We start from the raw sequence: 24,623 nt of genomic DNA, 5'->3' as shown, positions 1-24,623 counted from the left end.
GCGGGTCAATTTGAAGTTGCTGCGGTGGGTCAGATTAAAAGTGCTGGTGACACCTCATCGGCAGCAAGCCGGGGTGTGCGCACGCGCGCCGGATTGCCCACGGCGATCGCACCGGCCGGCACATCGCGCGTGACCACCGCACCGGCACCGATTACCGCATCGTCGCCGATGCTGACGCCCGGCAGGATGATCGCTCCGCCCCCAATCCACACATTGCGCCCGACGCGGATTGGCCGCCCGAACTCCAGCCCGCTGGCACGTCCGGCGGCATCGCGCGGATGGTCGGCAGCGTAGAACTGCACCGCTGGCCCCACCTGCGTGCCATCGCCGATGTACACCTGGCAGATATCCAGGATCACGCAATTGAAGTTGAGGAACGCGCCCGCGCCCAGATGGATGTTGTAGCCGTAATCGCAATGAAACGGCGGCCGGATCACCGCATTCGCGCCCACCTCGGCGAGCCGCTCGACCAGCAATGCATGCCGTTGCGCCGATGACTGCGCGCCAGTGGCGTTATAGCGCACCATCCACGCCGCAGCCGCCGCCTGATCGGCCTGCAGTTGCGCATCGGTGGCGTTGTAGAGCTCGCCTGCCAGCATTTTCTGTTTTTCGGTGTGCATGCCGCCGGGTGCCTATGCAATGAACGGCTGACAGGGTGGCATGGATAGAGCGCGGTATGCATCGAGCGATGCACCAATGGCCTTGGTTTGCCGATCCATAGCGGCCATAACACGTCGCGTCGGGCGATTGATGAAGGCGACTGGCATGTGCACCCTTGGGTGAAAACCGCCCATGTAGCTTTCGGGCACCTGCCTCACCCGCGTGCGGCTATGTGGTCATTCCATTGCTCGCCGCATCCGTTGCGCTGCCGCGGCGCCAGCATCGATACTCCCGGCCGTGCCCTTGCGGCATGGCGACGTTCAAGGATGATGTCATGACACGATTTTTAGCCGCTTGCATTGCATTGTTGCTATGGGCATGCCTAAGCACCCCTGCTAGTGCAACCTCGTCGCTCTCGTTCGAAGGCGGCGGATACTGGATAGATTTCGAAATCGGTCACGACACCCGACCAGTGATCGCCAGTCTTCGTTTCAATGCACCTGGCGCGAGCGAGACCGTGTTGTTGCGGGGCAATTTTCAGGTCAAGACGTTCGATACCAAACGCAGAATCCTCCGCCTGATCTACACAGGAGACGACAGGCGCGTGCCGCCCTTTACCCTGGTCGTGCTCGCAAACAGGTCGACGCTTACCGTGAACGGCAAGCAGATCAACTCAAGCTTCAGCTGGGAAATGTAAGCGCGCAACAGAGCAGGGCAGGCCACGCCTCATCCATCGATCATCTGTCGCAGATGATCACACGATCTCCCTCGACGTGAGGTGCAGCAGCGGCCGGTTCCACTTGCTGCACGCACAGCGCAACCGCACGACGCCCTCGCCTGCTGAAGAAATGCAATCGCAGACGAGTGCAAGCCTGGCTAGACCACAGTCAGATTGGCATAGGCCATCACCAGCCACTTGGCGCCGACCTCGTCGAACTGCACCTGCACGCGCGCATGCGCGCCAGCGCCTTCGTAATCGACGACCACGCCGCCGCCGAACTTGGGGTGTTCGACGTTGGCGCCGAGCTTGATCGGTGCCGTTTCCACGATGCCATGCACCGGGCCGCCGCGCGCCGCGCCCAGCGATGCGGTGCGCGAAACCTGCACCTTCGGGCGCACTTCGTTGAGCAGGTCGCGTGGAATCTCACGCAAGAAGCGCGAGGGCACGTTGTAATTGTCCTGGCCGTGGATACGGCGCGATTCGGCGTAGCACAGCACCAGCTTCTGCCGCGCGCGGGTGATGCCCACGTACGCCAGGCGACGCTCTTCTTCCAGCCGCCCGCTCTCTTCCAGCGAACGCGCACTCGGGAACAGGCCGTCTTCCAGGCCGACCAGGAACACAATCGGAAATTCCAGGCCCTTGGCCGAATGCAGCGTCATCAGCTGCACGCCCTCTTCGCCAGCCTGCGCCTGGCCTTCGCCGGCCTCCAGCGAGGCGTAAGCCAGGAAGGCGACCAGCTCGGTCATGCCCTGGCTGTCTTCATCGTCCGGGCGGGTGAAGCGCGAGGCGACCGACACCAGTTCGTCCAGGTTCTCGGTACGCGATTCCGAATCCAGCCCGCCGCGGCTTTCCTTGGCCCAATGCTCGCGCAGGCCCGAGCGCATCAGCACATGGTCGATGCGTTCGGCCAGTTCCATCTCGCCGGTTTCGGCATGCAGCTGGCCGATCAGGCTGAGGAAGGTCGCCAGGGCATTGCGCGCGCGCGCGGCCAGCGTGTTCTGCTGCGTGCACAGCATCGCCGCTTCCCACAACGACAGCGCACTGGCACGTGCCAGCCGGCGCACCTCATCCAGCGTCCGGTCGCCAATGCCGCGCGTGGGCGTGTTGACCGCGCGTTCGAACGCAGCGTCGTCGCTGCGATTGGTCAGCAGGCGCAAGTAAGCCAACGCGTCCTTGATTTCGGCACGTTCGAAGAAGCGCATGCCGCCATACACGCGGTACGGCAGCTGCTCGGAAATCAGCGCTTCTTCCAGCGCGCGCGATTGCGCGTTGCTGCGGTAGAGCACCGCCACTTCGCCATAACTGCCGCCGTCGCGCACCCACTGCCGTGCACGCTCCACCACATAGCGCGCTTCGTCCACTTCGTTGTAGGCCGCGTACAGATCGATCGGGTCGCCATCGCCGGAATCGGTCCACAGCTGTTTGCCGATACGGTCCGGGTTGTGCGCAATCACCGCATTGGCAGCGCCCAGAATATTCGCGCTGGAGCGGTAGTTCTGCTCCAGCCGCACGGTCTGCGCACCGGGGAAATCCTTCAGAAAGCGCTGGACGTTTTCGACCTTGGCACCGCGCCAGCCATAGATGGCCTGGTCGTCGTCGCCCACCACGAACACATTGCCCGATTCGCCGGCCAGCACGCGCACGAAGGCGTACTGGATGGCGTTGGTGTCCTGGAACTCATCCACCAGAATCTCGCGAAAGCGCGCGCGGTAATGCGCCAGCAACGCGGGCGTGTCGCGCAGCAACTCATGCGCGCGCAGCAGCAACTCGGCAAAATCCAGAAGCCCGGAGCGGTCGCAGCGTTCCTGGTAGGCCGCATACACCTGCCGGCGCACCTCGGTCCAATCGTCGTTGGGCTCGGGCTGGATATGTTGCGGACGGCGGCCCTCATCCTTCTGCTCGTTGATCCACCAGCTCATCTGCTTGGGCGGATACTTGCTCTCGTCCAGCTCCAGCGCCTGCACCACGCGCTTGACCAGCCGCAACTGGTCGTCGCTGTCCATGACCTGGAAGCCTTCCGGCAGCCGCGCATCCTGCCAATGCAGACGCAACAGGCGATGTGCCAGCCCGTGAAATGTACCGATCCACATCCCGCGGCTGCCATTGCGCAGCTGCAGGTCGGTGCGGTGACGCATTTCGCCGGCGGCCTTGTTGGTGAAGGTCACCGCGAAGATGCCGTGGTTGGGCACGCCCTGGACTTCATTGAGCCAGGCGATGCGATGGATCAGCACGCGCGTCTTGCCGGAGCCGGCGCCGGCCAGCACGAGGTAGTGCCCCGGCGGCGCAGAAACGGCCTCGCGCTGGGCGGGGTTTAAATGATCGAGCAAATGAGAGACATCCACCGGCGCATTTTACCGGTTGTGGCGTCGCTGCGGCTGAGATTGCGATGAAGCAGTTGGGATTGTGGTGATTGCTCGCCGGATGGACACCCCTCTTCCTCTGGGAGAGGGGTTGGGGTGAGGGTACGGGGCGAAGCAACGGGCATGTCACCTTTGCAGGCGCGTGGCGACGCGTTTCTCATTGCAGGGGCGCGTAAATTTCTGCGGCGCCCCTCATCCACCCCTGCGGGGCAGCTTCTCCCCCATGAGGGAGGACAATGTCCCGTCGGGAGAAGGAATCACCTCTCCGGCCGGAACCTGCGTACCGTCAATCCATCACCGCCCAAGCAGCAACAGCACATCCCGCGCAATCGCCGCAGCCTGCTCGCGCAACTCCGGCACCGCCAGGCTTTCCCACAACGTGCCGATGCGCAGGCTGCCGATCACCCGCAACTGCGGCTGCGTACGTCCATCTGCATCGATCAGGCTGCCATCGGGGCCGGTGTCCATGCCAATCCCGTGCGGGCCGGCCACTGCAATGCCCTGCCCCAGCAATTGCTGCAGCAGCCGGTTACGCATCGCCTGAACGCGCATTTCCACACCGGTGGCATTGACTAGGGTCTGCACATCCAGCTGCAAGGCATGTCCGGCACTGGCGGCCCCGGCGCTCACGCGCACGCAAGCGCCCACCTCGAAGGCCACATCCAGCCGCGCGCGATGCACCTGCAGCTGCCCGCGCGCGTGCATCGTCTGCAGCTGCGCATGCACCGTTGCGGCGATGCGATGCCGATGCACGTCCCAGTAGCGCACCACATGCCGTAGAAAACGGCGCTGATCGGCAACCGACAGCGTCTGCCATAACGCCTGACTCAACGGCCGGATGCGTTCCATCACGCTCTGCCATGGCAGGCCCTGCGCGGCGGCGGCACGCGCGTGCAGGCGCAGGGTACGCATGCGCGCGCGCAGCGGCATTGTCAGCAGAGGCTGTGGATCGAACAGCGCCATGCCGCCGTGCGCCTGCGGCAACGGCAGCAACCCATGCCGCGACACCACATGCACGCTTGCCCGATGCCCCTGCGCTGCCAGCGTCACCACGGTATCGGCCATGCTCAAGCCCGAACCGACGATGCACACGGCCGCGTCCGGTGGCAGCGCTGCCACCGCCTCGGTCTCCCAGGCTTCAACACGCTGCGCATGCGACAACCCGGTGGCCCCCCGCAGCGGAAGCGGTCGCAGTGCATTGCCCACCGCCAGGACCACCGCGCCAGCCTGCAGCAGCTGTCCATCGTCCAGCTGCAACAGTGCGCCACCGGCATTGGGGTGCAGGGACTGCACGCGTGCGCAGTGGACGCGCAACATCGCCGGGCTGTGCGCGCATGCCGCCTGCAAGCGATCGCGCAAATATGGCGCGTAGTGCCGGCGTCCCACGAACTGCCGCGGCAACTGCGCATCCTCCAGTTCGGGGCAACAGGCGTTCGCGCGCAGGTAATCGACAAAATCGTACGGCAGCTCCGGCAGCGCACTCATGCGCGCAGCCGGGACATTGAGCAGGTGTTCGACACGCGCAGTGGAATACGCCACACCCTCGCCAAGCGCCGCACGCGGCTCGATCAGGACGATCTGCAACGGCGCTGCAGCCTGGCGCAGCAGCTGCAGCGCAACCAGCACACCGGACGCGCCACCACCGACGATGGCGATGATTGCATCGCCGGGATCACGCAGTGTATTCATCTCGACATTGTAGGCGATGCGTCCGAACACCCGCAGGCCGTCACCGGCAGTGGTTGTCTTCCACGGCATCGCAAGCGGTACGACGGCCGCAACCCGGAAGGCAGCCTCTCCCAGGTCATGCGCCTGGATCGACGCAAGCGGCCTACATCAACGCATCGGCCAGCCGCGCAATGCCCTCGCGACTGCGGCGCCAGGCCGGGCGGCGACGCCACTGTTCCAACGTCAATTGCCGCGCGTTGGCCAGATAGTCCTGCTCGATCTCACGCAACCGCTGCACCACGCCAGTGTCGTAGCAGAGCATGCCGATCTCGGCGTTGAGCGCGAACGAGCGGATGTCCAGATTGATCGAGCCCACCAGCGCAATGTCCTCATCCATGCTCAGGTGCTTGGCATGCAGAAAGCGCGGGCGATACAGCGCAATCTTCACCCCGCAACGCAGCAGCTCTTCGAAATAGGCCTCCTGCGCCCACGCGGCCAAGCGTTGGTTGTTGTGTTCGGACAGGATCAACTGCACATCCACCCCCGACACTGCGGCGATGCGCAATGCGCTCAGCAAGGCTTCGTCGGGCACGAAGTACGGCGTGACCAGCACCACCTTGCGCCGCGCCAGATGGATCACCGCATTGATCGCATCGCGCGCATTTTCGAACGGATACGCCGGCCCGCTGGGCAGCAATTGCGTGGCGATATTGGCCTCGCACACCGGTGCATCGGGCCACACGTCCAGCCGCTCTCCGGTTTCGGTGAACCAGTCGCTGGCGAAGACCGCTTCCAGATGATTGACCACCGGCCCGCGCACGCGTGCCACCAATTCGCGATTGGGCACGCCATCAATGAAGCCGGCCTCGGCCAGATTCTGCGAACCGACAAACGCCACCCGGTTGTCGAGCACCGCAATCTTGCGATGGTTGCGCAGATCCATGCGGCCGCTGCGACGCCAGCGCAAACCTCCCGGCAATACTGCCAGCACCTGCACGCCACCGTCCTGCAGGCGCTTGCGGTAGCGGCGCAGGCCGCGCTTGGCGCCCACCGCATCCAGCAGCAAGCGGCAACGTACGCCGCGCACGCTGGCGCGTTCCAGCGCCGCTACCACCGCCTCGCCCACCGCATCGTCGAACATCAGGTAGTACAGCAGGTGCACACGTTTGTCGGCCGCGTCGATCGCCGCGATCAGGGCCTGCAACGACTGCGCGTAATCGTCGAGCAATTCCACCGCGTTGCCCAGCGTGGGCATGAAATCGCCTTCGCGTTCGATGAGCGGCACCACTTCGGCACTGCTGGTGTCTGCCTGGGGCATCCAGCGCAACGCATGCAAGGGCAGTTGTTGTTCGCGAATCACCTGCGAGGCGGTGGCTTGCCGCTCCACCCGCAGCCGCGACAACCACGGGTGGCCGAACAACAGATACAGCGGCAGGCCGACCACCGGCACGAAGCCGATCAGCAGCAGCCAGCTGCGCGCCGCACCCGGCGTGGTGCGGGCGGGAATCCATAGCAGTGCGGCCAGGCGGATCGCCCAGTCCAGTGCCAGCAGCCAAGTGCCTGTGACCCAATCGGGCAGCATCAGTGTTCCGTCTTCGTCAGGAACCCGATTCTGACTTGGCCGCGCGTAAACGCAACGGCGGCGGCGCACAGACAGGGGGGCAATAGCGAAACGGCCCGCCCTGGGCATCGGCAGGCTGCACGCGTTCGGCGCAGACCTGCCGCAATGTCTGCACGAAGGCCGACTGCATCCGGGTGGGATACCAGTCGCTGCGCGTGGTCATGCCGATCTGCCGGCGCAGCAGCGGCCCGGCGCTGCCGATCTCTTCCAGCAGGCCGGCGCGGCGCTCGAACAGGAACTGGTCGCGCGACATCAAGGTCAACCAGTCGCCCTCCAGCAGCAGGCCACGCACGGTCAGTTCGGCGCCGCATTCGATGCGCACCGGCGGCGGCTCCAGCTGGTGGTCGCCGAACAGCTGCTCCCAGCGCGCGCGCACCGGCGTGCCGGCCGCAGCGATCACCCAGGGATAATCGCGCAGTTGCGCAAACGCGTAGCCCCGCCCGGCCAGGGGGTGGCCGCTGCGCGCCACGATCACCGGTTCGTCGTCGAACAGCGGCTCCTGCAGCACATCGCGTACCGGCAACGGGTCGCGCAGCGCACCGATCAACAGATCCAGGCCACCCTCGCGCAGATGCGCCAGCAATTGGTCGTACGGGCCCTCGACCACCTGGACGCTGGCGCCCGGGTACGCATGCGCAAACCGCGCCAGCACCTGCGGCAACAGAATCGCGCGCGCCAGCGGCATCACCCCCAGGGTGAGGCGGCCGGCGTGCTGCGAACGCAATGCGGCCACCTCGTCCAGACCGGCGCGCAACTCGGCCAGCGCCAGCCGCACCTGCCGCAACAGCCGCAGCGCCACCGGCGTGGGCTGCATGGTCTTGCCGCGGCGTACCGTCAGCGGCACTTCGATCACATCGGCCAGCGCTTGCACCGCGCGATAGATCGCCGGCTGCGAAACGCCGGCGCGCACCGCCGCCAACGCGTAACTGCCTGCCACATCTACCGCCACCAGGGCCTGCAAGTGGCCCAGCGACACCCGCCGCTCCAGGCCAGGGCGGGCCGGCAGGCGCAGCGCGCGACGCGCGACCCCGATCCCCCGGCCCAGATGCGCCAGCACCCGCTCGATACGCGGCACCAGCAACCCGGCGGCCTCGGTGGCCAGCATGCCGCCCGGGTGCCGGTCGAACAGGCGCACGCCCAGTTGCTGCTCCAATCGCGCCACGGCCTGGGTCAGGGCCGGCTGCGACAAATTCACCCGCGGCGCCGCCGCGCTGATGCTTCCGGACTGATGCACCACGACCAGCGCGTAAAGGTGACGCAGATTTGGTTCCGGGCTCGGCTGCATGCTCTAACTATAAGCAAAACCAATATGCATACCTCAAATGAATCTTGAGCCAGCTGGCTCTGCCCGGCCAGACTCGGCGCACTCTTAACGAGGATGGATGGATGAGCCATGTCGTTACCCGGATCGAGCGTACGCCGTTGGCCATCGTCGACGGACTGGCGCAGTCCGGCGTGGCGACCGTGCACGAAGCGCAGGCCCGCAGCGGCCTGCTGCATCATCGGCTACGTCCCATCTACACCGGCTGCCGCATCGCCGGCACCGCGGTCACCGTGTCGATTCCGCCCGGCGACAACTGGATGATGCATGTGGCCATCGAGCAACTGCATGCCGGCGATGTGCTGGTGGTCGCGCCAACCAGCGACTGTTGCGACGGCTACTTCGGCGACCTGCTGGCCACCTCGGCGCAGGCGCGCGGATGTCGCGGCCTGATCATCGATGCCGGCGTGCGCGATCTCACCGCCATGCAGTTCCCTGCCTGGAGCCGCGCCATCTGCGCGCAGGGCACCATCAAGGAGACGCTCGGCTCGGTCAACGTGCCACTGGTGTGCGCCGGGCAACTGATCCAGCCCGGCGATGTGGTGGTGGCCGATGACGATGGCGTCTGCGTGGTGCCGCGTGCCACCGCTGTCGATGTGCTGACCGAAGCGCAGGCGCGCGAGGCACGCGAACTGCTCAAGCGCGAACGTCTGGCACGCGGCGAACTGGGCCTGGACATCTATGCGATGCGCGAACGTCTGGCCGCCAAAGGCCTGCGTTATGTCTGAGCGCGTGCGCGCGATGTGGATGCGCGGCGGCACCTCCAAGGGTGGATTCTTTCTGGCCGACGAGTTGCCCGCCGACACCGCCGCGCGCGATGCGTTCTTGTTGCGCGCCTACGGTTCGCCGGATGCGCGCCAGATCGACGGCATGGGCGGCGCCGACCCGCTGACTTCCAAGGTCGCCGTGGTGTCGCGCTCCACGCATGCCGATGCCGACGTGGACTATCTGTTCCTGCAAGTCGCGGTGGAACATGCGCAGGTCAGCGATGCACAGAACTGCGGCAACATGCTGGCCGGCGTTGCCCCGTTCGCGCTGGAACGCGGCTTGCTGCCCATACGCAATGGCCAGACCCAGGTGCGCATCTTCATGCGCAACACCGGCACCCTGGCCACCGCCACCGTGCAGACGCCCGATGGCAAGGTACGTTACGACGGCGATGCCCGCATCGACGGCGTCCCCGGCACGGCTGCGCCGATCGCGCTGGCATTCGCCGATATCGCCGGTGCTTCGTGCGGCGTGCTGCTGCCGAGCGGGCATGCGGTGGACACGCTCGACGGTGTGCAGGTCACGCTGATCGACAACGGCATGCCCTGCGTGGTGCTACGCGCCAGCGATGTCGGCATCAGCGGTTACGAAGACCGCGCCACGCTCGATGCCGATGCTGCGCTACGGGCGCGTCTGGAAACGCTGCGTCTGCAGGCAGGTCCGTTGATGCATCTTGGCGATGTGCGCGACGCCACGGTGCCGAAAATGATGCTGGTCGCCGCCCCGCGCGCCGGTGGTGCGATCAGCGCGCGCTCGTTCATCCCGCACCGCTGCCATGCCTCCATCGGCGTGCTGGGTGCGGTCACCGTCGCCACCGCCTGTCTGTTGCCCGGCTCGCCCGCCCACGCGCTGGCGCAGGTGCCCGGCGGGCGCAGCCAGCGGCTGGACGTCGAACACCCCAGCGGCGCAAGCAGCTGCCTGATCGATCTCGATGCGCAGGGCGCCGTGGTCGGTGCCGCGGTGGTGCGCACCGCGCGCAAATTGTTCGATGGTGAGCTGTATGGCTGAGTATTCCGCTGCGTCGCCAAGCTGCGGCAACCGCCATCGCAGCGGCACGTGTGCGTGTGTGCCGTTCGAGGAAGCCATTGCTACCCAGTGCGTCGCGATCCGTGCCCATCTGCACATCGGGACCACCACATCCACCGCGGCCTGCAGCGTCCGTGCACCCGGCCGGCCCACCTTGCGCACAGGCAATCGCTGGCGCGCCGCTTCCGCTGCAACACACACACCATCGCCATGATCATCGACTGCCACGGCCACTACACCACCGCGCCCGCCGCGCACGATGCGTTCCGCACGGCGCAGATTGCGCATTACAACGATGCGCACGCGCCTGTGCCGGTGTATCCGTACATCTGCGACGATGCGCTGCGTGAAAGTGTCGAGCTGCACCAACTGCGCCTGCTGCGCGAGCGTGGTGCCGACATGACGATTTTTTCGCCACGCGCCAGCACCATGGCGCATCACATCGGCGACGAAGCGGTGAGCCAGGTATGGACGCGCCATTGCAACGACCTGATCGCACGCGTGGTACAGCTGTATCCGCAGACCTTTATCGGCGTATGCCAGTTGCCGCAGTCGCCGGGAGTGCCGATCGCGCACGCGATCGCCGAACTGGAACGCTGCGTCAACGAACTGGGTTTCGTCGGCTGCAACCTCAATCCCGACCCGTCCGGCGGGCACTGGAATGGTGTGCCGCTGACCGACCGCGCCTGGTATCCCTTTTTCGAGAAGATGGTGGAACTCGACGTCCCGGCGATGGTGCATGTCTCCGGCAGCTGCAATTGCAATTTCCACGCCACCGGCGCGCATTATCTCAATGCCGACACCACTGCTTTCATGCAGTTGCTCGAAGGCGATTTGTTCACTGATTTTCCGGACTTGCGCTTCGTCATTCCACATGGCGGCGGCGCGGTGCCGTATCACTGGGGCCGCTTCCGCGGCCTGGCCGATATGCTCGGCAAACCTGCGCTGTCCACGCATGTGATGCGCAACGTGTTCTTCGACACCTGCGTGTATCACCAACCGGGGATCGACCTGCTGTTCGAGGTGATCGACATCGACAACATCCTGTTCGGCTCGGAGATGGTCGGCGCCGTGCGCGGCATCGATCCGCAGACCGGCCACTACTTCGACGACACCAAACGCTATGTCGATGCACTGGCGATTTCCGATGCCGACAAGCACAAGGTCTTTGAAGGCAATGCGCGGCGGGTGTATCCACGGCTGGACGCGCAATTGCGTGCGCGTGGGCTGTGATCCCCTTCTCCCTCCGGGAGAAGGTGCCCGTAGGGCGGATGAGGGTACGGGCGAAGCCTCGTGCACTCAGAATAATTGCGTAGGCTTCGCCCCGTACCCTCACCCCAACCCCTCTCCCGAGGGGAGAGGGGCTTTGTCACGCACCTTTGCCTCTCTTGGGCTTGGCTGGCAACCCGATAGTGGAAATCACACTGCCATCGGCGCCTACACGCATCAAGACCATTCCCCAACCCCACAAACGCAAACACCCGCCTTGCGGCGGGTGTTTGCTTGAAAGCGGATCCAGCGATCAGTCGATCACTTGATCTTGCCTTCCTTGTACATCACGTGCTTACGCACGACCGGGTCGTACTTCATCATTTCCATCTTCCCCGGAGTGTTCTTCTTGTTCTTGTCCGTGGTGTAGAAGTGGCCGGTAGCGGCCGAGGAAATCATACGAATCTTGTCACGCTTGCCTTTTGCCATGACTGCTTACTCCTCAGACCTTTTCGCCGCGCGCGCGCAGCTCTTTCAGAACGGCATCGATGCCGTTCTTGTCGATGGTGCGCAATGCATGCGCGGAAACACGGAGCTTCACCCAGCGGTTTTCGCTGGCAACCCAGAAGCGACGCTCGTGCAGGTTGGGCAGGAAGCGACGACGGGTTCTGTTGTTTGCGTGGGAGACGTTGTTACCCGTCTGCACACGCTTGCCGGACACTTGGCATACGCGGGACATTACGCACCTCGATAAATGAATTGCCACCCATAGCCTGGGGAGCGGCGGCCCCGACAGCGCCAGGGCTGTCACGCAACGTTGGGAATCAAGAACTTACGCTGGAACAGGCCGGCAACCCCATTGCGTTGGGTACCGCCATCCGGAGCGATCCGGGCACAGCGAGCCGCGCATTATGCACGGCTTTCCTATGTGCCGCAAGCACTTAGCGGACCCAAGACCGGGCCGGGCCACGCATCGACCCAAGCCTGCTTGGTCGCGGACGATTGCAGGTCTGGCTCACTGCCTGTCGCCCGATCATCCGCGTGACGCCCGCTACTCCGCCGCTCCACGCTCCCGACGGGGCGCCCGCTCCCGATGCAGCCAGCGATACAGCACCGGCAACACCAGCAGGGTGAGCAGGGTGGAAGAGACGATGCCGCCGATCACCACCGTGGCCAGCGGGCGCTGCACTTCGGCGCCGGCCCCGACATTGAAGGCCATCGGCACGAAGCCCAGCGCGGCCACCAGGGCGGTCATCAGCACCGGTCGCAACCGCGCCAGCGCGCCTTCGCGCAATGCCCGCTCCAGCGGTATGCCGTCAGCGCGCAGGCTGCGCACGAACGCGATCATCACCAGGCCGTTGAGCACCGCCACGCCCGACAACGCAATAAAGCCCACACCGGCGGAAATCGACAAGGCCAGCCCGCGCAGGGCCAAGGCCAGCACGCCGCCGGTCAGCGCCAGCGGCACGCCGCTGAACACCACCAGCGCATCGCGCAGCGAGCCGAACGACCAATACAGCAGCGCGAAGATCAGCAGCAAGGTGCCCGGCACCACCCAGGCCAGGCGCTGGCTGGCGGAGATCAGCTGCTCGAAGGTGCCGCCGTAGCCGATCCAGTACCCGGTGGGCAGCTTGACCTGCATCTGCACGCGCTGCCGCACCTCGGCCACGAAGCTCCCCAGATCGCGATCGCGCACGTTGGCGGTGATCACGATGCGGCGCTTGCCGTCCTCGCGGTTGATCTGGTTGGGCCCCAGCACGGTGTCGATCTTGGCGACCTCGCGCAGCGGCACGGTGGTCGGCTCGCCACTGCGCCAGCCTGCCGCGCGGCTGGACTCGTCCGCATCGGCACGCTCGCCATCGCCACGCAGCGGGATCGGCAGATCGGCCAGCGCGGTGGGATCCTGGCGCAGAGATTCCGGCAGGCGCACCACGATGTCGAAGCGCCGGTCGCCTTCGAACAATTGTCCGGCCTCCTGTCCGCCCACTGCCGCGGCCACGGTGTCCTGCACCACACCGGGATTGAGCCCGTAGCCGGCCAGCGCGGCGCGATCGGGTACCACCGCCAGCATCGGCAGGCCGGTGGCCTGTTCCAGGCTCACATCGGCCGCGCCCGGCACCGCGCTGGCGATTTCCTGCACGCGCTGCCCGAGCCTGACCAGCGTGTCCAGATCGTCGCCGTACACCTTGATCGCCACATCCGCACGCACGCCGGAAATCAGCTCGTTCATGCGCATCTGGATCGGCTGGGTGAACTCGTAATTGTTTCCCGGCAACTGCTTCACCGCCTCCTCGATCTCGGCCAGCAACTGCGCCTTGGGCTTGCGCGGATCCGGCCACTGCGCGCGCGGATGCATGATCAGGAACGTATCGGCGACCGATGGCGGCATCGGGTCGGTGGCCACTTCGGCAGTACCGAGTTTGCCGAACACATGCGCCACCTCCGGAAACTGCTTGATGCGTTTTTCCAGCGTGGATTGCATGGTGATGGCCTGTTCCAGGCTGGTGCCGGGAATGCGCAAGGCATGCAGCGCGACGTCTCCTTCGTCCAGGTTGGGGATGAACTCGCTACCCAGACGCGTGGCCAATACCGCGCACAGCGCCACCGTTGCAAGCGCCGCAATCCCGACCCAGCGGCTATGCCGAAGCGCACGATCGAGCAATGGCGCATAGACGCCGCGCGCCCAGCGCATCGCGCGGTTTTCGTGCTCGGCCACCTTGCCGCCGAGCAGCAACGCAATCGCTGCAGGCACGAAGGTCAGCGACAACAGCATCGCGCCGGTCAGTGCCAGCACCACGGTGATCGCCATCGGGTGGAACATCTTGCCTTCGATACCGGTGAGCGCGAACACCGGCAGATACACTGCAGTGATGATGCCCAGGCCGAACAGGCTGGGGCGGATCACCTCGGCAGTGGCTTCGGCAGTGAGCTCGAAACGCTCATCGCGTTCGAGTACGCGCCCCAGCCGACGTTGCGCGTCGCCAAAGCGGCGCAGGCAGTTCTCCACGATGATCACCGCGCCATCGACGATCAAACCGAAATCCAGCGCGCCCAGGCTCATCAGATTGCCGGACACGCCACCACGCACCATGCCGGTGAGTGTGAACAGCATCGCCAACGGAATCACAGCCGCCGTGATCAACGCTGCGCGCACATTGCCCAGCAACAGGAACAACACCACGATCACCAGCAACGCGCCTTCGATCAGGTTCTTGGCGACGGTGACGATGGTCCGGTCCACCAACGCGGTGCGGTCGTACACCGGCACCGCCTGCACGCCGGCCGGCAGGCTGGCATTGGCCACCTCCAGCCGCTGCGCTGCGGCCTGCGCCACGGTGCGGCTATTGGCGCCGACCAGCATGAAGACCGTGCCGAGCACCACTTCGGTACCGTCCTGGGTGGCTGCACCGGTGCGCAATTCGCGCCCCTCGCCCACCTGCGCCACATCGCGCACGCGGATCGGCACGCCGGCGCGCCGATCCAGCACAATCGCGCCGATCTGCGCGATGTCGTCCACCTGCCCCGGCACGCGCACCAGAAACTGTTGGCCGTTACGTTCGATATAGCCGGCGCCGATGTTGCGGTTGTTGGACTCGACCGCTCGGGCAACGTCGTCCAGGGTAAATCCCAACGCGACCAGGCGCGCCGGATCGGGCGTGATATGGATCTGCCGCGCATACCCGCCGATGGTGTTGACCTCGGTGACGCCCGGCACGTTGCGTAGCTGCGGGCGCACCACCCAGTCCTGCAAGGTGCGCAGATCGGTCGCCGTCCATGCACTGCCATCGGGCTTGCGCGCATTCGGCTTGGCCTCGACCGTGTACATGAAGATCTCGCCCAGGCCGGTAGCAATCGGCCCCAGCTGCGGCTCCAGATCGGCAGGCAATTGTGACTTGACCTGCTGCAGACGTTCGGCCACCTGTTGCCGCGCGAAATACAGATCGGTGCCATCGGCGAAGACCGCCGTGACCTGCGACAAGCCATAGCGCGACAGCGAGCGCGTGGATTCCAGACCCGGCAAGCCCGCCAGCACCGTCTCCAACGGAAAGGTCACCCGCTGCTCGGATTCCAGCGGCGAATAGCCCGGCGCGGCGGTATTGACCTGCACCTGCACGTTGGTGATATCGGGTGTTGCATCGATCGGCAGGCGCGAAAAACTCCACGCCCCGATCGCAATCAGCACGCCTGTCAACGCCAGCATCAACCAACGTTGGGCAATTGCAAACCGGATGATGTCGGTCAGCATGACAAGCCCCTCCGCATACGCCTGGCAGCGCCCTGCGCCTGCCGGTGCTCTCGCCGCGTCACCGACCGATAACGCCGCCTCCCTACCGCGCTACCGCGCAACGCGCCAAACAAACAACCACCCAAACACCAGCGCTGCGTTGGCTGTGGCTGTGGCTGTTGGCTTTCGGGGCCCCATACCGCAGCGGCGAGGCCGGCAGAGACAACCCGCAGGGCGGCGCGCATGGATGCGCGACGTTTTTGTAAGGGACAGGGATGTCCCTTACAAAAATTTCTGCCGGACTTGCGCACCCACAGCGCCATAGGCGCGGAGGGCGCGAGGACGGGGTGTGCTTTCTTTTGGTTACTTTTCTTTGCACAAGCAAAGAAAAGTGACTCGCGCCCGACAGGGCGTGAAAGCCTTTGCCTAGGTCTGAAAGGGCGCGAACGCTTCGCTACCGCGCTGCCGCGCAACACGCCAGACAAACAACCACCCAAACAGCAGCGCTGCTGTTGCTGTTGCTGTTGGCCTTCGGGGCCCCATACCGCAGCGGCAAGGCCGGCAGAGACAACCCGCAGGGCGGCGCGCACGGATGCGCGACGTTTTTGTAAGGGACAGGGATGTCCCTTACAAAAATTCCTGCCGGACTTGCGCACCCGCAGCGCCGCAGGCGCGGAGGGCGCGAGGACGGGGTGTGCTTTCTTTTTGGTTACTTTTTCTTTGCACAAGCAAAGAAAAGGTGACTCGTGCCCGACAGGGCGCGAAAGCCTTGGATCTGGCGTGCATCCCCGTATCCGACATTCGCTCCCACTCAAAGACGCAATGACGTCGACCCCAGCGCGATCAATGATCATGCGAAGCCCCCGACTTTTCGATGTCGGCCTTCACCAGGTAACTCTGCTCCACCACCACCGCATCACCTGCCACCAAGCCCGATAACACGTGCACCTGCTGCGCATCGCGCGCGCCCAGCTTTACCGGGCGCACTTCGTAGACATCGCCCAACCGCACAAACACCACATCCCAGTCGCGGAACCGCTGCAACGCAGCCACCGGCACCACCATCGCTGCCGGTTGCTGCGCCACCGTGACCCGCGCCTTCACCGCAGATCCCGGCCGCCACAACCCATCGCTGTTGCGCAACACTGCGCGCGCCACGGTGCTCTGGCTCGCCGTGGCGGTGCCAGGCAACACCCGCTCCAAGGTGGTCTGCGCCACCACACCATCGCTGATACGCGTTACCGCCACCGGTGCACCGGCGGTGATGTGCCCGGCGTCGGCGCCGAAGATGTGCAGATCCACCCACAAGATGGACAGGTCGGCGATTTCGAACAGTGCCTGACCTTCGCCTGCGTTGCTGCCCAGGCTGGCATTGCGGGCAAGCACGACGCCGCTGATCGGTGCGCTCACCGAATAGGTGGTCAGGCTCAGATTGCTCTCCACCGTGGCCAGCACCTGACCGGCACGCACCCGGTCGCCCACGTTGACGCGCAGGCTGCGTACCGGCCCGGGAAAACGCGCGGTCGCCTGCGCTTGCGCGCCTTCTGCCGGCGTCAGTAGCCCCTGCACTTCGTGCTGGTCGGCAATGCTGCCGGCGCCGACGGCGGCCACACGAATGCCTGCGTCCTGCGCGACCTTCGCCGCGATGGTGGTGCGCCCCTCGTAGCTGGGATAGCGCCAGCGATGGGTCTTGCCCTGCACGGTGGCACGCACTTCCACATCGAACGAATGCGGCTCGCCGACCGTGCTGTCGGCCAGCAGGCTGCCGTCGTCGCGCGGCCGCAATTGGTGCACTTCATTAATGCCGCCGAGCCGCTTCAGATGCACCTCCACCTTGCCGGCGGTGGCCGGCAACGGTTTGCCATCGCGGTACAGCCAGGCCTGGTACGTAGGCGGCGTGCCGTCTTCGGCGATGGCCAGCTCCACGCTGTCGCCGTCCTGGCTGAGCAATCGCCCGCCGTGCGTGCCGGTCTGGGCTTCATCACCGTGCGCATCGGCGCCCGCCTCGCCTTCGGCGGCGTGCCCTGTGCGGTCATCGTGCGCGGCGTCGCTGTTGCGGCTGCAGCCACTGAGCGCCAGCGCCAGTAGCAGCGGCGCAATCATGAAACGTGTCATCGACGGTGGTCCTGGTTGGCGCCGACGCGCTGCGTCGGGCGAACGAATGGAGGTGGGCTGCATCGAAGGTGCGACTGGCGTGGGTATTGCGTGGCGAGCACTGGGCGCGGATGCGGATGCAGATGCGGATGCGGATGCGGCAGATTCAAGCGGGCACGTGCACGCGGCACGACAACGCCATACGGAAACCGCGTTCATGGCGTCACCTGCGCAGCAGGATCGCGTACGAACGGCTGCCCGGTCAGGCGCTGGATTTCGATCAACGCGGTCTGCGCTTCCGACGCAGCAGCCAGTTGCTGCCGACGTGCCTCGCTGCGTTGCGCCTGCAGCTGCGCCCAGTCCAGATAACTGGTGGCGCCGGCGCGGTAGGCGCGCTCGGCGGCGGCATCGGCACGTGCGAGCGCGGGCAGTACATCGACGCGCATGCGCGTCACTTCCAGCTGTGCGGCGCGGTAGCGGCCATGCGCATCGGCCAGGGTTGCGTAGAGCACCAACGCCTGCGATTGGCGTTCGATATCCAGCAACGCCAGCTGCGCTTCGGCAGCGCCAATCTCCGGCTGCGCGCGTGCAGCGCTACCCAATGTCAGCGAGACGCTGCCGAGCAACGCAGTGGCGTCATTGCCTTGGAGCCGGCGCACGCCCACCTGCCAGTCCAGATCCGGACGCGCCTGGCTGCGCGCCAGGCGCACACGGGCTTCGCGCACGCGCTGCTCGCCGTTCAAGCGCGCCAGTTCCGGCGTGGCATCGAGCAGTTGCGCCAGCACCTCGAACTCGGGAATCGCCGGCAGCTGCAACGGGTCGCCGGTGATCGCGCCGAACTGCAGCGTGCGCTCGCCCCACAGCACGGCCAGCTGGCGGCGTGCCGCGAGCAGTTCCTGCTGGGCGCGGTCGCGTTCGAGTTCTGCACGCGCCTGCAGGGCCTGGGCGGTCAGCAGCACCGATTCGGGCGATGCGCCGGCCTGCAGCCGTTGGCGCGCAGCACTGACGGTGCGCTGGCGCTGGGTCAGCATTTCCAGCGCCGCCGCGTGCCGCTGCGCGGCCATGCCGATGGCCAGGTAACGCCGTGCCACCTCGGCCAAGACGTCGAGCCGGGCCAGGGCGCGTTGCGGTGCCAGCGCATCGAGACGCGCTTGCGCCAGGGTGCGGCGCGCGTCGAGCTTGCCGCCGCGTTCCAGCACGCCGGCCAGGGTGACGGTGAGTTCGGCCTGGTCCAGCGCGCGGGTGGGGCCGGTGCCGAAGACGTTTTCCAGTTCGGCACCGATGCGCAAGGGCGGACGCAGCGCGTCGCGCTCGGCTTCGGCGGTGAGGACTGCGCGTTGGCCATCGGCCAGGCGCAGATCGGGGTGCTGGCGGGCGACGCGCGCAATGGCGTCGTCCAGGGTCAGCACGGGTTTGGGCGGCAGGTCCTGCGCCTTGGCGCACGGCACCACCGCGAAGACGGCAAGCGCCGTCAGTCGCAACCACATGAGGGTGTCTCCGGATCGGGATCGATGGACAGGCCGGCAGCTGCCGGCGATGCATCAGGCCGCGATCGGAGGACGCAATGCGGTCTCGCTCAGATGCGAGCGGTAGGCGGTAGTCAGCACGGGCGGCTGCCCATGTGCGCGCGCAGGCAACGGGCCCCAGGCCAACGCCGGCAGCATGGCCGGGCTGTGCCCGTGGCAGTAGCCGCTGTGCATCAAGGCATGCAGCAAACCCGCACCGTCGCGCTCGCCGGCATCGCCTTCGTCGGCACCGTCATGGCCATGCGGTGCGGTGTCGTCCAGGTGCGCCTGGTCGTGTGCGAGCGTATGCACATCGCCCAGTGCGCAGGCGACCGGTGCGACCAGCACGCCCATGACCAGCACCAGCAACGCCATCAGGCGCAGCAAGGGAGGCAATCGACGGGCGCGGCGGAGCAGCATGGGCGCAGCGTATCGGGGCCAGGTGAGTTACACAATCGCATGCACGGTCTGGCGCGCAGCATCGTAGGAGCGGACCTGGCCGCGACGCCGTCCGGGCCAGCGCGATGGCGCTCTGCCTGCATGCCGGTTGTTCGCAGACAGCGCCCGGGCGGGCGAGAAGCGGCCGACGATTACCTGGAACTGGGATCGAGGCCAGAACGGCGCCAGGGGCGGGACGGCGTCGCGGCCGGGTCCGCTCCGACGGGGAGCGGACGGTTGGTCAGGGTCAGGGCGCGGCGGCGCGGGGCTTATTGGACGTTGCCGGGCGTGCCTTGCTTTCGGCGATGAAGGCGCGCACCTGCTGCTCCAGCACCGGCAGGGTGACCGAGCCCTGGCGCAGCACCACATCGTGGAAGGCCTTGATGTCGAAGCGGTCACCCAACTCCTTTTCTGCCTCGGCGCGCAGCTTGACGATGGTGATCTCGCCCAGCTTGTAGCTCAGCGCCTGGCCGGGCCAGGAGATGTAGCGGTCCACTTCGGTGGTGACTTCGTGCTCGCTGAGCGCGGCCCGATCGCGCAGATAGGCCAGTGCCTGCTCGCGGCTCCAGCCGTCATGGTGCACCCCGGTGTCGATCACCAACCGGCAGGCGCGCCACATCTCGTAGGTGAGCCTGCCGAATTCTTCGTACGGGGTTTCGTAGATGCCCATCTCCTGGCCGAGCTTTTCGGTGTACAACGCCCAACCTTCGCCGTAGGCGGAAATGTAGTTCTCGCGCCGGAACGCCGGTTGCTCGCCCTGCTCCAGCGCCAGCGACCCCTGCAGCGAATGACCGGGCGAGGATTCGTGCAGGGTCAGCGCCGGCAGGTTGTACAGCGGCCGCGACGGCAAATTGTAGGTGTTGACCCAGTAGGTGGTGGCACCGCCGCGGCCGGCGGTCCAGAACGGGGCGATATCGTCGGGCACCGGCTTGATGGTGAAGCGCCCGCGCGGCAGCGTGCCGATGAACTTGCCCACCTGACCGTCCACGCGCTTGGAAATCCATGCGGCGCGATCGAGCAACTCCTGCGGGGTCTTGGCGTAGAACTGCGGGTCGGTGCGCAGGAAGGTCAGGAACTGCGCGAAGCTGCCCTTGAAACCCACCTGTTTGATGATGGCGTTCATCTGGGTCTGGATCCGCGCCACCTCGTCCAGGCCGATCCGGTGGATCTGCTCGGGCGTCAGTTCCAGCGTGGTGTATTCGCGGATCTGCTGGCGATAGAACGCCTTGCCGTCGGGCAATGCTTCGGCCGCCAGCGTGGTGCGTGCCTTGGGCATGTAGTCGTTGCGGAAGAACGTCAGCAGCTTGCTGTACGCGGGAAGGACGGCAGTGCGCAACGCGGCCTCGGCCTGTTCGCGCAGTTGCGCCTGCTCGGCCGCCGGGATCTGCGCAGGCAGTTGCTTGAACGGCGCGTAGAAGGTCGATTCGGTGGGGTCTTTGACATCGGCCACGGTGGCGATGGAGACATCGCGCCCGTCGAGCACTGCGCGCGGCACGCTGAATCCGCGCGCCAGGCCGGCGCGCATGTTGACCGTCTGCTGCTCGAAATAGCGTGGTACATCGTTGAGACGCGCAATGTAGGCGCGGTACTCGGCCGCCGTCTTCATCGGCCGCTGCGCCATGAAACCCAGATTCGACCAGAACGAGCTGTCGGAATTGAACGGCATCTCGTAGGCACGCAGACGCACTTCGGCCGCCAGGTTCTCCACTTGCGGGCGGTAGATGGCGAAGTTGATCTGGTTGGCGGGCGAGAGCTGCTTGGGGTCGATGCCCTCGAGCTGCTTGAGTACGCCGTCCCACACGGCCAGACGCGCCTGCTGCGCGGTTGCGCTGACATCGGGCAGATGGGTGTTGTCGCCGGTGGTGTCGCTGTCTTCGTCGGCCTGGCCGGTCTCGGCCTGGCGCCAGGCCCACTCTTTCTCGTAGATGGCGCGGAAGCGCGCGTCGGCCGGTGCCTCGGCGGTGAGCGTGGCCGGGGCGGGTGGCGTGGCGGCCTGCGCCGAGGTGGCGGCGAAGCCTGCGCCCAGCAGGGCGAGCGAGAGTGCGGCGGCGAGCGGAGAGGTCACGTGCGGAAGGCCTGATCTGGAGCGAACGCCCGATCATGGCAGCCTGCGCGTGAGCTGCCATGGGCCGGAAGTCCCAACGCGGGCTGGCGCAGAGGCATGGCTGGAGTGTCGGCGCTGCCCTGATATTGACGGGCGTGTCAGGGGCTGCCCCCATCCGCCCTGCGGGCACCTTCCCCCGCAGGCGGGGGAAGGGAGTTGGTGTGCTCGTCGAGGGGGAAGGGGCTGGTGTGCTTATCCAACGAAGGCAGGCGCTGAGCTTGTCGGGGACGCTGCTCGCCCCCTCTCCCGCTTGCGGGAGAGGGTGGGGTGAGGGCCGCTTGAGACCGGCCGACGCGGCTTCGCCTCAGCCCTTGCGCACCACCACCAGATGCCGCTCGCCCTCCAGGCCGGGGACCCGCAGCGGCTGCACCTCACCCACGGTCCAGCCGGCCGGCAATGCGGCGATTTCGTCGTGCGGGTACACACCCTTCATCGCCAACAAACTGCCGCCCGGGCGCAGCAGGTGGCCGCCGACGGCGATGATGCCGGCCAACGTGTCCAGCGCGCGCGCGGTGAGATGGTCGTAGGCGGCCGGCTCGGCCAGCGCCTCGGCGCGGGATTCGGCAACACGGGCGTTGCCCAGCTCCAGATGGCGCAAGGCCTCGCGCATGAAGCGCGCCTTCTTGCCGTTGCTTTCCACCAGCGTCACCTGCAGCTGCGGGCGGGTGATCGCCAGCGGGATGCCGGGCAGGCCGGGGCCAGTGCCCAGGTCGGCCAGGGTGCCGCTGGCGATGTAGGGCTGCATGGCCAACGAATCGAGCAGATGGCGGGTGACCATTTCGCGCGGGTCGCGCACGGCGGTCAGGTTGTAGGTCTTGTTCCAGCGCACCAGCAAGGCCAGGTAGCGCAGCAGCGGTGCGGCGAAGGCCGCATCCAGGGATTGGGCCTGCAGGCCGCGCTCGAGCGCGGCGGAGACATCGGGGGCGAGTGCGGCATCGTTCATGGCGCGATTATCGCAGCTGGGCTGGCGGGCATGCGCGTACCGATCTCGGCATCGCGGCTGGAGATGGCGTGGTTGCCTCCCGCAGGCGTTCCCCTGCCACGTACTGTCCGTCCGCGCCGTGGCGGCCTGTGCTGAACCACTCGCAGTGACGGCGCAATACGCGACACAAAACGGACATGTCCTGACCACAGCATGGTCGTGTCTGCTTGCCTGCCGTTTGTCCATGCCCGTGATCGACCCGCCTGCCGCCTCACCCCTGCCTGATTGCGCTGCCACGCTTATGCCACCGGACCCGAGCCGGCGGCGCATCCTCATCGCTGGCGCCAGCCTGGCTGCGGCGGGGCTGCTGAGCCCGTTCGCACGCGCCAGCGGCAGTGCCGATCCCTTCACGCTGGGCGTGGCGGCCGGCGACCCGTTGGCCGATGGCTTTGTGATCTGGACGCGGCTGGCACCCCGCCCGCTGGACCCGGACGGACGTGGCGGCCTGCGCGCAGCGGTGCCGGTGCGCTGGCAGGTGGCCAGCGACCCGCAGATGCGCACCATCGTGCGCCAGGGCGAGACCATCGCCAGCCCCGTCTGGGGCCACGCGGTGCACGTGGAGCTCACCGGTTTGACGGCCGATCGGCCCTACTGGTACTGCTTTCAGGCCCTGGGGGCACGCAGCCCGATCGGCAACGCGCGCACCCTGCCGGCAGCGCATCAGACGCCGGACGCAGCGCGGTTCGGGTTTGTCTCCTGCTCGCACTGGGAACTGGGGTATTTCAGCGCCTACCGCCACCTCGCCGCCGAACAGCCGGACCTGGTGTTCTTCCTGGGCGATTACATCTACGAGTACAGCAACCACGGCGAGGCGGCGAACAAGATCGTGCGCCCGCACGGCAGCGGCGAATGCCTGGATCTGGCCGGCTACCGCAATCGCTATGCGCTGTACCGCACCGACCCGGACCTGCAGGCGCTGCATGCCGGCAGCGCCTGCGTGGCGACCTGGGACGATCACGAGGTACAGAACGATTACGCCAATCGCTGGTCGCAGGACCCGTCGATTCCGGTCGATACCTTTCTGGCCCGGCGCGCTGCCGCCTACCGCGCCTTCTACGAACATTTCCCGCTGCGTGCGCGGCATCGCCCGCACGGCGCTGACATGCGCATCTACCGCTCGTTCGATTACGGCCGGCTGGCGCGTTTCTACGTGCTCGATGGCCGCCAGTACCGCAGCGAGCAACCCTGCCCGCAGGCCAATGGCTGGCGCGGCGGCCATGTGGTGGCCGACAGTTGCCGCGAGCGCACCGAGCCGCGGCGCACCATGCTCGGCTGGGAACAGGAGCGCTGGCTGCATGGCGGCTTCGCGCAGTCGCCCGCACGCTGGAACGTCATTGCGCAGGATCTGCTGGTGGCACCGATGCAACAGGCAGGGCGCGACGGCGTGGTCGGGCACTGGACCGACGGTTGGGACGGCTACCCGGCCACGCGCGAACGCATGCTCGATGCGATTGCGAAGACGCGCCTGCGCAACCCCGTGTTCTGGGGCGGCGACATCCACTCGTACTGGGTCACCGACCTGAAGGCCGATCCGGCCGACGAGGCGTCGGCAACGCTGGCCACCGAATTCGTCGGCACCTCGATCACCTCCGACGGCCAGAGCAATGTCCAATTGCACGCGACCATGGCAGCCAACCCGCACGTGCATTACGTGGACGGGCAAACGCGCGGCTACGTGTCGGTGACGCTCACGCCGGGCCAGATGGAAACCCGGCTGCAGGGCATCTCCGATCGGCGCGACCGCAACGCCACGGTGTCGACAACCAAGCGCTTCGTGGTGGAGGACGGCAGGCCCGGCGCAGTGGAGGCGTGATCCACTGCGGCAGCGGCGGACGCACTGCCCCCCAGATGCGGCGCGCGGCATCCTGATCGCGGCGCACCGTGCGGCCCATCGCGTTAAAGCGGCCAGGCGTGGTCACCGACACGTAGCGGTAAGACGGCCGCGCTAAACCTGCACGCTGCCAGCCGCCTGAAGGACACG

18 protein-coding genes are annotated in these 24,623 nt (G+C 66.5%); 5 read left to right on the top strand and 13 right to left on the bottom strand.

Annotated features, from left to right (window positions below):
• Positions 1-29: 29 nt before the first annotated feature.
• Positions 30-620 carry a maltose acetyltransferase domain-containing protein gene (locus tag J7360_RS15450; RefSeq protein WP_209034188.1) on the bottom strand — a complete coding sequence of 197 codons (591 nt, stop codon included), beginning with the start codon at positions 618-620 and terminating at the stop codon, positions 30-32.
• A gap of 452 nt (positions 621-1,072) precedes the next feature.
• Between J7360_RS15450 and J7360_RS21670 the strand changes: the two genes are divergently transcribed.
• Positions 1,073-1,297, top strand: coding sequence for a hypothetical protein (locus tag J7360_RS21670; RefSeq protein ID WP_042805800.1), 225 nt, complete (start codon positions 1,073-1,075; stop codon positions 1,295-1,297).
• Between the two features lie 179 nt (positions 1,298-1,476).
• Here the strand turns inward: J7360_RS21670 and uvrD are convergent, their stop codons facing one another.
• The 4 genes from uvrD to J7360_RS15425 form a co-directional block, all read right to left on the bottom strand.
• On the bottom strand, positions 1,477-3,663 hold the full coding sequence (gene uvrD, locus J7360_RS15440) for a DNA helicase II (RefSeq protein ID WP_033481367.1): 2,187 nt from the start codon (positions 3,661-3,663) through the stop codon (positions 1,477-1,479).
• A 312-nt stretch (positions 3,664-3,975) separates the two neighbouring features.
• Positions 3,976-5,370: an FAD/NAD(P)-binding protein gene (locus J7360_RS15435; protein WP_057659037.1), complete on the bottom strand. Its 1,395-nt coding sequence runs from the start codon at positions 5,368-5,370 to the stop codon at positions 3,976-3,978.
• Between the two features lie 142 nt (positions 5,371-5,512).
• The gene (gene cls / locus J7360_RS15430; protein WP_057659002.1) at positions 5,513-6,931 is read right to left on the bottom strand and encodes a cardiolipin synthase; all 1,419 of its coding nucleotides are present in this window, start codon (positions 6,929-6,931) and stop codon (positions 5,513-5,515) included.
• 16 nt (positions 6,932-6,947) lie between these two features.
• Positions 6,948-8,255 (bottom strand): LysR substrate-binding domain-containing protein, encoded by a 1,308-nt coding sequence (locus J7360_RS15425; protein WP_022560328.1) that lies wholly within the window; start codon positions 8,253-8,255, stop codon positions 6,948-6,950.
• Positions 8,256-8,356: 101 nt separating this feature from the next.
• Here J7360_RS15425 and J7360_RS15420 point away from each other — a divergent pair, with 101 nt between their 5' ends.
• The 3 genes from J7360_RS15420 (at position 8,357) to J7360_RS15410 (ending at position 11,318) form a co-directional block, all read left to right on the top strand.
• A complete protein-coding gene (locus J7360_RS15420; RefSeq protein WP_057659006.1) occupies positions 8,357-9,019 on the top strand; it encodes a 4-carboxy-4-hydroxy-2-oxoadipate aldolase/oxaloacetate decarboxylase in 663 nt (220 codons plus the stop codon).
• Complete coding sequence (locus J7360_RS15415) at positions 9,012-10,067, top strand: 4-oxalomesaconate tautomerase (RefSeq protein WP_046832436.1); 1,056 nt, start codon at positions 9,012-9,014, stop codon at positions 10,065-10,067. Before J7360_RS15420 ends, J7360_RS15415 begins: the two co-directional genes overlap by 8 nt.
• 228 nt (positions 10,068-10,295) lie before the next feature.
• Positions 10,296-11,318 carry an amidohydrolase family protein gene (locus J7360_RS15410; RefSeq protein WP_057659008.1) on the top strand — a complete coding sequence of 341 codons (1,023 nt, stop codon included), beginning with the start codon at positions 10,296-10,298 and terminating at the stop codon, positions 11,316-11,318.
• A gap of 297 nt (positions 11,319-11,615) precedes the next feature.
• On the opposite strand, the gene rpmG is transcribed toward J7360_RS15410, so the two are convergent.
• The 8 genes from rpmG to rsmG all read right to left on the bottom strand — a co-directional run bounded on the left by rpmG (position 11,616) and on the right by rsmG (position 22,603).
• Entirely contained in the window at positions 11,616-11,783 is a 168-nt protein-coding gene (rpmG, locus tag J7360_RS15405; RefSeq protein WP_002809462.1) for a 50S ribosomal protein L33, read from the bottom strand.
• Between the two features lie 13 nt (positions 11,784-11,796).
• A complete protein-coding gene (gene rpmB, locus J7360_RS15400; RefSeq protein WP_002809459.1) occupies positions 11,797-12,033 on the bottom strand; it encodes a 50S ribosomal protein L28 in 237 nt (78 codons plus the stop codon).
• A 312-nt stretch (positions 12,034-12,345) separates the two neighbouring features.
• Positions 12,346-15,540, bottom strand: coding sequence for a CusA/CzcA family heavy metal efflux RND transporter (locus J7360_RS15395; RefSeq protein WP_057659010.1), 3,195 nt, complete (start codon positions 15,538-15,540; stop codon positions 12,346-12,348).
• Positions 15,541-16,362: 822 nt separating this feature from the next.
• A complete protein-coding gene (locus tag J7360_RS15390; protein WP_007972839.1) occupies positions 16,363-17,634 on the bottom strand; it encodes an efflux RND transporter periplasmic adaptor subunit in 1,272 nt (423 codons plus the stop codon).
• A gap of 194 nt (positions 17,635-17,828) precedes the next feature.
• Positions 17,829-19,100 (bottom strand): TolC family protein, encoded by a 1,272-nt coding sequence (locus J7360_RS15385; protein WP_209034186.1) that lies wholly within the window; start codon positions 19,098-19,100, stop codon positions 17,829-17,831.
• A gap of 54 nt (positions 19,101-19,154) precedes the next feature.
• Complete coding sequence (locus J7360_RS15380; RefSeq protein ID WP_057659014.1) at positions 19,155-19,538, bottom strand: DUF2946 family protein; 384 nt, start codon at positions 19,536-19,538, stop codon at positions 19,155-19,157.
• A gap of 265 nt (positions 19,539-19,803) precedes the next feature.
• On the bottom strand, positions 19,804-21,621 hold the full coding sequence (locus tag J7360_RS15375; protein WP_209034184.1) for a DUF885 family protein: 1,818 nt from the start codon (positions 21,619-21,621) through the stop codon (positions 19,804-19,806).
• Between the two features lie 343 nt (positions 21,622-21,964).
• Positions 21,965-22,603, bottom strand: coding sequence for a 16S rRNA (guanine(527)-N(7))-methyltransferase RsmG (gene rsmG / locus J7360_RS15370; protein WP_057659018.1), 639 nt, complete (start codon positions 22,601-22,603; stop codon positions 21,965-21,967).
• Positions 22,604-22,826: 223 nt separating this feature from the next.
• Here rsmG and J7360_RS15365 point away from each other — a divergent pair, with 223 nt between their 5' ends.
• Positions 22,827-24,455 carry an alkaline phosphatase D family protein gene (locus tag J7360_RS15365; RefSeq protein ID WP_057659020.1) on the top strand — a complete coding sequence of 543 codons (1,629 nt, stop codon included), beginning with the start codon at positions 22,827-22,829 and terminating at the stop codon, positions 24,453-24,455.
• Positions 24,456-24,623 lie beyond the last annotated feature (168 nt).

The organism is Xanthomonas sp. D-99, assembly GCF_017746145.1.
GTDB lineage: Bacteria > Pseudomonadota > Gammaproteobacteria > Xanthomonadales > Xanthomonadaceae > Xanthomonas > Xanthomonas cissicola.
This window is presented reverse-complemented; position numbering and strand designations above follow the sequence as displayed.